Source organism: Ideonella sp. P3_A4 (genome assembly GCF_056403075.1).
This window is the reverse complement of sequence record NZ_JBFUGE010000369.1, coordinates 1-6025: the sequence shown is the minus strand read 5'-3', so window position 1 is coordinate 6025 and position 6025 is coordinate 1. Positions and strand designations below refer to the sequence as shown.

6 protein-coding genes are annotated in these 6025 nt (G+C 66.9%); 4 read left to right on the top strand and 2 right to left on the bottom strand.

Annotated features, from left to right (window positions below):
- The 4 genes from AC1DYI_RS24285 to AC1DYI_RS24270 all read left to right on the top strand — a co-directional run.
- Nucleotides 1-820, top strand: an 820-nt coding sequence (locus AC1DYI_RS24285) for a ferritin-like domain-containing protein (RefSeq protein WP_477206703.1), incomplete at its 5' end; no start/stop codon positions are given.
- A gap of 15 nt (nt 821-835) precedes the next feature.
- Nucleotides 836-2644, top strand: a complete 1809-nt coding sequence (locus AC1DYI_RS24280) for a LodA/GoxA family CTQ-dependent oxidase (RefSeq protein ID WP_477206702.1) — start codon at nt 836-838, stop codon at nt 2642-2644.
- On the top strand, nt 2631-3767 hold the full coding sequence (locus AC1DYI_RS24275) for a tryptophan 7-halogenase (RefSeq protein WP_477206701.1): 1137 nt from the start codon (nt 2631-2633) through the stop codon (nt 3765-3767). Before AC1DYI_RS24280 ends, AC1DYI_RS24275 begins: the two co-directional genes overlap by 14 nt.
- A gap of 46 nt (nt 3768-3813) precedes the next feature.
- Nucleotides 3814-4749, top strand: a complete 936-nt coding sequence (locus tag AC1DYI_RS24270; protein ID WP_477206700.1) for a heme-binding protein — start codon at nt 3814-3816, stop codon at nt 4747-4749.
- 37 nt (nt 4750-4786) lie between these two features.
- On the opposite strand, the gene kdpE is transcribed toward AC1DYI_RS24270, so the two are convergent.
- Nucleotides 4787-5479, bottom strand: coding sequence for a two-component system response regulator KdpE (gene kdpE, locus AC1DYI_RS24265; protein WP_477206699.1), 693 nt, complete (start codon nt 5477-5479; stop codon nt 4787-4789).
- Nucleotides 5476-6025, bottom strand: a 550-nt coding sequence (locus AC1DYI_RS24260) for an ATP-binding protein (protein ID WP_477206698.1), incomplete at its 5' end; no start/stop codon positions are given. The genes AC1DYI_RS24260 and kdpE, both read right to left, overlap by 4 nt.

Sequence of the window (6025 nt, the reverse complement as noted above, 5' to 3'; positions counted from 1 at the left end):
CCCCTGGGACGCCCCGGCGCAAGGGGACCACTACGACACGATCGCGCAGCTGTACCAGTCGCTGGTCGACGCGATCGAGGCCTACCCGGGCAACCCCTTCCAGGCCGAATCTTCTGAGTTCCGGCAACGTACCGACATCTACCTCGGCAAGTTCGGCGGCACAGTGATCGAAGTTCACGACAAGCCCAGCGCGATGGCCGGCATCGAGCAGATCGTCCGGCAAGGCGAAGGCAAGGTGCCGGCCGACAAGCCCCTGGTTCCGCGCGAGCCTTTCGGCGCCTACAACCAGTACGGCCTGCGCACCGACGGCACCTACGGGCCGATCCTGGGCACGCCTGAAGAGATGAGTCACTTCATGAAGTTCCGCGAGGTCTCGCTCGACCTGGCGAACTTCCCGCCGACCTATCCGATCACGTCCAACCCCCGTCTGGAGGACTTTTCGAACCCCACAGCCCTGAGCAAGGCGAAGCTGTTCAACCAGAACTACAGCCTGATGTTGCGCGGCTTCGAGCGGACGTTCTTGCGCAGCGACTACGACCCCTTCTTCGGCGTCGTGCTGAACATGATGCACGRGGTGCTGCCGAGCCTGGCTGCCACCTTGATGAGCACGCCGGCCCATGAGAACGGCGACAGCGGCGTCGGCCCGAATGCGGCGCCCACCTGGAGCTGGGACGACAGCGCCGACGTGCAGCAGCTCGCCCGCGGCATACGACAGGCGCTCGAAAAAGCCCCCGCCGGAAGCGTCCATGCCCTGCACCTGTCGCGGGCCTTGCACGGCTTCGAGAAGCTGGTCATCCCCACCACGGGCCATGCGCTTTGAACGGGAGGCAACACCATGTCAAGCTACAAGATCTACCCCAGCATCGGCGTGGCACGCGTGGGCAACGCGCCGGCCAAGTTCTACATCGGCCCAGAGGTCTACCGCGGCCTGCCGACGCTGCCGGACGGCGCACCCTTCACCGAGCAAGACTTCCGTGACGACCAAGGCCGCCTGTGCCGGCAAGCGGCGCGCTTTCGCATCTTCCGCGACGGTCCTAACGGTTCGGAAGAAGTCACGCTCGGCACACCGGGCATCGCCGCCATCACCTGGACGGCACACATCGCCAACAAGAAAGCGAGCTGGTACACCTTCGTGACCAATGAAGGCGAAGACGGCTACGCGCCCAACCACCCCTTGCGCAACGCGAAAGAGCCCGATCGCCACAAGCTGATGATCGACGCCGGGCCGCGCTCGATTGCCGGGGCCTCGCAGTCCGACGTGCGGTTTGATGCCGCCAGCGCGCCGTCGAATTACCAGGGCGTGAACTTCCCGCCCGGGCCACTGCACCCGACCGGCGAGAGCATCACCAGCCTCGGCGAGCTGTGCACCGACGACGCCGGTCGCCTGCTGGTCCTCGGCGGATTCGGTACTTCAGGAACGATCTCGCCAAACCCGACGATCACCGATTACGCCAACAACGACGGCTGGTGGGACGACACCTCGGACGGGCCCATCGTCGCGACGATCCGGCTGACCGATGGCACCGAGATCCGCGCCGATGCTTCGTGGGTGCTGGTCGGCCCGCCATCGTACGCACCTCAGATCGCCAACCTGGTCTCGCTGTGGGACACCATCTTCGATGCCGGCGTGCGCGACGGCAAGGTACCGGCGATCCAGGAACGGGGGCTGTGGAAGTCCGGGCCTTCGGGCTACCGGCCGAATTTCCAGACCGAGATCCAGCCGCTGCTGGAGCGTGCGACGCTCTACCCGTGGGTGGCCGCCATCCCGCCGAAGCCGCACACCTTCAACTTCGAACAGCTGGGTGCCGTGCCGAGCTCGCCGGCCACTGACGAATACAAGGGCCTGCGCAGCTGGATCCTCGGCGTGCTGCGACCGCCGAGTTACGAGAACGTCATCGTGAGCGACAAGGGCCGCACGATGATGCCGTACCTGGCGGGTGATAACTGCCTGATTCCTGGCACCCTCACCTCCAAGTACCTGCGCCTGACGGACACCCAGTTCTTCTTCATGCAGCAATGGGCAGCGGGCTGGTTCTGCAATGAACCACCCACCAGCGATTCACCCGCCGCCCTCACGCGCGGCGTGCTGGAAAACTGCGTCGGCGGTGCTTTCTCCCCCGGCATCGAGATGGGCTGGATCTCGCGCAACACCGCGATCTACCAGGACGACGATCCGCTGCGCATCAATGCCCACCTCGTCATCGACGGCCCGCTCAGCGCCGGCTTCGATCCGGCGCAGATGGAGCCGGGCGACGTCTGCCGCTACATGGCCGTGCCATGGCAGGCCGACTTCAACGAGTGTTCGTCACAGCCGATGGACGGCCGCGTCATCTGGTGGTGGCCAGCGCAACGGCCTGAGTTCGTCTACCTCGAACCGCCTGCGCCGCGTGCAGTGGCCGGCGTGGCAGCAGCGCCCCCGCCACCGGATCTGCGCAGCGGCCAGCAGGTCGCCTGGGTCGGCACCGACTTCGATCAGTTGCGCAACGACTTCATCTCCTTCTCCGACGACGTCGACATGGTGAAGTACTGGCAGGGGCTGGGCTTCGTGATGGAGAAGTCGGTCCAGGGTGAATTGCGCTTCGTCGAGGTCGCGCGAACCTTGCCACGCCCCTTCTTCCCGCCGGCCAAGGGTGACGCCGCTTGATGTGCTGATCTGCGGCGCCGGGCCGGCGGGTTGCGCCACGGCCCTGGCGCTGCGCCAGGCCGGTGTCGAGCACGTCGGCCTGGTCGACTGGCCGCTGGAGCGCCTGTGGTCCATCGGCGAGTCGGCGACGCCGGACGTCGGCCCGATGCTGACGCGACTGGGCCTGCCCGACGCGATGCGGGCCCATGCGCCGTACCAGGGCAACCTCTCGCTGTGGGGCCATCGGCGAGAGATCGACGACTTCCTGCACCGCGGGCGCGGCAACGGCTGGCACCTCGACCGCGAGGCCTTCGACACGATGCTGCGCGAAGCCGCCGTGGCCCGTGGCGCGCGCCTGATGCGGCCGGCCAAGATCGACCAGCTCGCCTGGGAAGGCCGAGGCTGGGCGCTGCGGCTGAGCGACGGCAGCGAATGGCGCGCCCGCATCCTGGTCGACGCCACCGGCCGGCGTGCTGAGCTGGCCACGCGCCTGGGTGCCACGCGACGGCGTATCGATTCGCTCGTCGCGCTGGGTGCCGTGGTGCCGCGGTCACCGGGGAGCCGCCTGGCCGGCCTCTCGCTGCTCGAGCCGTTCGCGTTAGGCTGGTGGTACGCGGCCCCGTTGCCTACGGCGCCGGATGCGCCTAACGCATCTGATGCACGCGCCGTCGTGTGTCTGATGACCGATCGCGATCTCGCCCGTCAGAACGATTTACGCGACGGCTATCGCTTTCGCCAAATGTGGTGCGACACCGAGGAACTCGCCCGCCGCCTGGCGCCGCCGATCGAGACACCCAGGATCGCGAGCTTTCCCGCCCATAGCGCCTGCCTCGATCGTGCAGCAGGCCCGGGCTGGATGGCGGTCGGCGATGCCTTGATGGCCTTCGATCCACTCACCTCTTCGGGCATCTCGGGCGCGCTGGCCGATGGCCTGGCCGCCGCCGACACCATGATCGCCTGGCTCGCCGGCCAGCCGATGGCACCCTCCGCGCTGGCCTGGGCGCGCCGCGCCGACACGAGCTGGCGGCGCTACCTCGACCAGCGCCGCAAGCACTACAGCGCAGAGCGGCGATGGCCGGACAGCCCGTTCTGGTCAGCGCGCAACGGCCCCTCGCACCAAGCAGGCCCATCGCAGATCACTTGATTCGTTCGCTGTTGTCATGTGTTCCCACCCACTCGGGAGATAGACCATGGAACTCGCCAAGGACTTCGTCTTCAAGCCGCATCGGACCGCCAACAAGGCCCTCCAGCTGAACCAAGAGGATCCGCTAGGGCCTCTGAAGTTGCTGCTGGGCACGTGGAAGGGACAGGGGCTCAACCAGATCTGGCGGCCGTTCCATGCCGTCCCGCCCAATCCGCCTGGGCAGGACCGCTTTCTCGAACTCAACCTCACCGATGAAACGATTCAGTTCGAGAACATCCCGGGCGCGATCCCCAATCGCGGCCTGCTGCAGGCCGACATCAACCTGTTCGGTATGACCTACCTTCAGCAAGTCTCGGATCGCAACATCGGCGGAGGCATCCACGTCGAGACGGGGATCTGGGCCAACGTGCAAGCGACAACGGAGCCGCAAGAGGTGGCCACCGTGGTTCGGATGGGCAGCATTCCGCACGGGACCACGATCGAGGCGCAAGGCAGTGCGAACGTGATCGCCCAGACGCCGGTGATCCCCACCGTCAGCATCACGCCGTTCGTGATCGACAACCCGAAGGAGCCGATCAGCTTTCCAGAATCCACGCTGAGCAATCCAACGGACTTCCGCTCCCCACCGGCTCAGTTGGCCGGCATCACGCAGGCCATGGTCGACAACCCGAATTCCGTGTTGCAAGCCGCGCTCCAAGGTCAAGACATCGTGGAGACCACGGTCCTCAGCATCTCTTCGAAGCTGGGGGTGGTGCCCGTGCCGAGCGCGGGCGGCGGCGTGGCCAACATCGCTTTTCTCGCGGGCAATCCGGCACCCAATGCACTGGCTGCGGAGATAGACGCCACGTTCTGGATCGAGACCGTGAAAGGGCCGTCGGGCGAGGCCTTCCACCAGCTTCAATACTCGCAGACCGTGCTCCTGAACTTCAACGGCCTCAGCTGGCCGCACGTATCAGTGGCCACGCTGAGGCGCGCGGGCTGAGGCGCATAGTCATACGCCAGCAACGCGGTTCAGTGACTCAGGGAACGAATCGGTAGCCGATGCCCGCTTCCGTGACGAGGTGGCGCGGCATCGAGGGGTCGGTTTCGATCTTCTTGCGCAGATTGGCCATGTGGACGCGGACATAGTGGATGTCCTCGGCATGGCCCGGGCCCCAGACCACTTTGAGCAGTTGCCGATGCGTGATCACGCGGTCCGGTTGCGCGGTCAAGTGGGTCAGCAGCCTGTACTCGATGGGCGTCAGGTGCAGCGCCTGCCCTGCGCGTTCGACGCTGCGGCGCGCCAGGTCGACGCACACGTCGCCGAAGTTGACGACGGGCTCGCCCGCCGGCGTCTGCTGGGTGTGGCGACGCAGTTGCGCGCGCACCCGCGCCAGCAACTCGCCGGCACCAAAGGGCTTGACCAGGTAGTCGTCGGCACCCGCGTCGAGCGCAGCGATCTTGTCGGTCTCGCTGCTGCGCGCCGACAGCACGATCACCGGCACCGGCGACCAGCCGCGCAGGTCGCGGATGAAATCCACGCCGTCACCGTCGGGCAGGCCGAGGTCGAGCACCACCAGGTCCGGTCGGCGCGTGCCGGCCTCGATCAGCGCACGCTTGACGCCGTCGGCCTCGAACACCTCGTGCCCTTCGGATTCGAGTGCCAGTCGCACAAATCGGCGGATGTCGGCTTCGTCCTCGACGATCAGCACGCGCATGGGGTTGTCGCTCATGTCGTCACGGCCAGCTCTAGCATCGCGCCATCATCGCTCGGCGGCTCGCCGCGCGGCAACGTGATGGCAAAGCGCGCCCCGCCTTCAGGCCGGGTCTGGCCATGAATGTCGCCGCCGTGGGCCCGCAAGATGGCCCGGCAGATCGCCAGCCCGAGGCCGACGCCAGGCGTGGCGCTTTCCTTGCGGCCGCGCTCGAACTTCTCGAAGATGGCTTCCTCGCGGCCGGGCGGCAGGCCGGCGCCGTGGTCGTCGACCCGCAGTTCCACCTCGCCCTCGGTCGCCGATGCGCTGATCTCGATCGGCGAGCCTGGCGGCGTGTACTTGACCGCGTTTTCCAACAGGTTGACCAACACGCGCTCGATCAGCGAAGCGTCCAGGTGCAGCAGTGGCAGGTCGTCGGCGAGCTTCACTTGGACTCGCCGGCCAGCCAGCGTGGCGCCGGTGGCGGCGAGTGCGCTGCCCACCACCTCTTCCAGCGGCTGCCACTGCAGGTTCAGTTGCACGGCGCCGGATTCCAGCCGGGCCATGTCCAGCAGGTTGGCCACC